Here is a 2,065-nt window from a genome sequence, read left to right on the forward strand (position 1 = left end):
ATACCTGCCTGACCTTCCGCGACCTGACGCTTGGCTACGGCAGCCACCCGGCGATCCATCATCTTGACGGCAAGATACGCAAAGGCTCGCTGACTGCCGTGGTCGGCGCCAACGGCTCCGGCAAATCGACGCTGATGAAAGGCATTGTCGGCGTCCTGAAACCGATGGCCGGCGAAGTCATCCGCGCGCCTGGCGTGCGTGCCGCCTATCTGCCGCAGCAATCGGAACTCGACCGCTCCTTCCCGGCGCGGGTGGTTGACCTGGTCTCGCTCGGCCTGTGGCCGCGGCGTGGCCTGCTCGGCCGCCATACTAGGGAAGATCGCGATTCCGTCAGCCGGGCGCTGATGGCCGTCGGTCTCGGCGGCTTCGAAAAGCGGCCGATCGACACGCTGTCAGGCGGCCAGTTGCAACGCACGTTGTTTGCGSGAGTGCTGCTGCAGGACGCCGACCTCATACTGCTCGACGAGCCGTTCAACGCGGTCGACGCCAAGACGGTCGGCGACCTGATCGCGCTGATCAAGCATTGGCATGGCGAAGAGCGCACTATCCTGGTCGTCGTCCACGATCTGGACCTGGTGCGCCAGAATTTCCCCGAAACGCTGCTGTTGGCCCGCCAGCCGGTTGCCTGGGGGGAAACCAGGGAAACGCTGAAGCCGGAGAACCTGTTGCGCGCCCGCCGCTTCCACGAAGCCTGGGAAGAGAATGCGCCCTGGTGCGAGCCGGACGGGCATGCTCATGACCACGATCACGACCATCATGGCCACGCTCACGGGCATGACCATCACCACGGTGCCGGACCGAGGGCTGCCTGATGGACACGCTTTACGGTCTCTTCATCGCGCCCTTCGCCGATTTCGGCTTCATGCAGCGGGCGCTGATCGGTTCGCTGATGCTGTCGCTCGGCGCCTGCCCGGTTGGCGTGTTCCTGATGCTGCGGCGCATGAGCCTGTCCGGCGACGCCATGGCGCATGCCATCTTGCCGGGTGCCGCCGCCGGTTTTCTGCTCTACGGCCTGGAAATCCTGCCGATGACCATTGGCGGGTTGATCGCCGGCGTCATCGTGGCGCTCGGCGCTGGCGCTGTCTCGCGCTTCACCATCCAGCGCGAAGACGCCTCGATGGCAGCCTTCTATCTGATTTCGCTCGCCATCGGCGTCTTGATGGTGTCGATCCGCGGCTCCAGCGTTGATCTCATGCATGTGCTGTTCGGCACCGTGCTGGCGCTCAACAACGAAGCGCTGACGCTGATCGGCGGCATTGTGGCGGTGACGCTGGTCAGCCTCGCCATCTTCTGGCGGGCGCTGGTCGCCGAATGCCTCGATCCGCTGTTCCTGCGCTCGGTCAGCCGGCTCGGCAGCCCGGTGCATTTCATCTTCCTTGGCCTCGTCGTGCTCAACCTTGTCGGCGGCTTCCAGGCGCTCGGTACGCTTCTATCGGTCGGGCTGATGATGCTGCCGGCGGCAGCCGCCCGTTTCTGGACCGTGCGCGTCGAGCCGATGTGCGTGCTGGCGGTGCTGATCGGCTTTGCATCCTGCATCGCCGGGCTGCTTCTGTCCTATCACGCGTCGCTGCCGTCCGGCCCGGCCATCATCCTGTCGGCCGGCGTGGTCTATTTCGCCTCGATCCTGTTCGGCACGCGCGGCATCCTGCGCGCCCGCATTGTCCATCACCGTCACAGAACGGCCTGATCCCCCGCCCCAAAAGGAGACCTTTCCATGCTGAAATCGATCCGCGCCGCCCTGGCGATGAGCGTTATAACATTAACTGCCATTGGCGCCTCGCCGGCTTTCGCGGCACCGCTGAAAGTGGTCGCCAGCTTCACCGTCATTGCCGATTTTGCCAAAAATGTCGGTGGCGACCGCATCGATGTCACCACCATCGTCGGACCGGACGGCGATGCCCATGTCTACGAGCCGAGCCCGGCTGACGCGGTGGCGATGGCCAAGGCCGACATCGTGCTGGTCAACGGCCTGCATTTCGAGGGTTTTCTGCAGCGGCTGGTCGATGCCAGCGCCACCAAGGCCTCGATCGTCACCTTGACCAAGGGCGTAACGCCGATCGATTTC

3 protein-coding genes are annotated in these 2,065 nt (G+C 64.6%); all 3 read left to right on the forward strand.

The annotated features are described in order from the left end of the window. The coding region (gene aztA, locus ACXJ7R_RS30940) for a zinc ABC transporter ATP-binding protein AztA (RefSeq protein ID WP_457155125.1) at window positions 1–812 on the forward strand (812 nt) is incomplete at its 5' end. Continuing rightward, a complete protein-coding gene (aztB, locus tag ACXJ7R_RS30945) occupies window positions 812–1,687 on the forward strand; it encodes a zinc ABC transporter permease AztB (RefSeq protein ID WP_095085859.1) in 876 nt (291 codons plus the stop codon). The genes aztA and aztB, both read left to right, overlap by 1 nt. A 27-nt stretch (window positions 1,688–1,714) precedes the next feature. Next, window positions 1,715–2,065, forward strand: a 351-nt coding sequence (locus tag ACXJ7R_RS30950) for a metal ABC transporter solute-binding protein, Zn/Mn family (RefSeq protein ID WP_457155126.1), incomplete at its 3' end; no start/stop codon positions are given.

This window comes from Mesorhizobium sp. P5_C1 (assembly GCF_054049815.1).

Coding starts and splice junctions, on each gene's coding strand:
- aztB (WP_095085859.1), top strand. CDS start 812: ATGGACACGCTTTACGGTCTCTTCATCGCGCCCTTCGCCGATTTCGGC.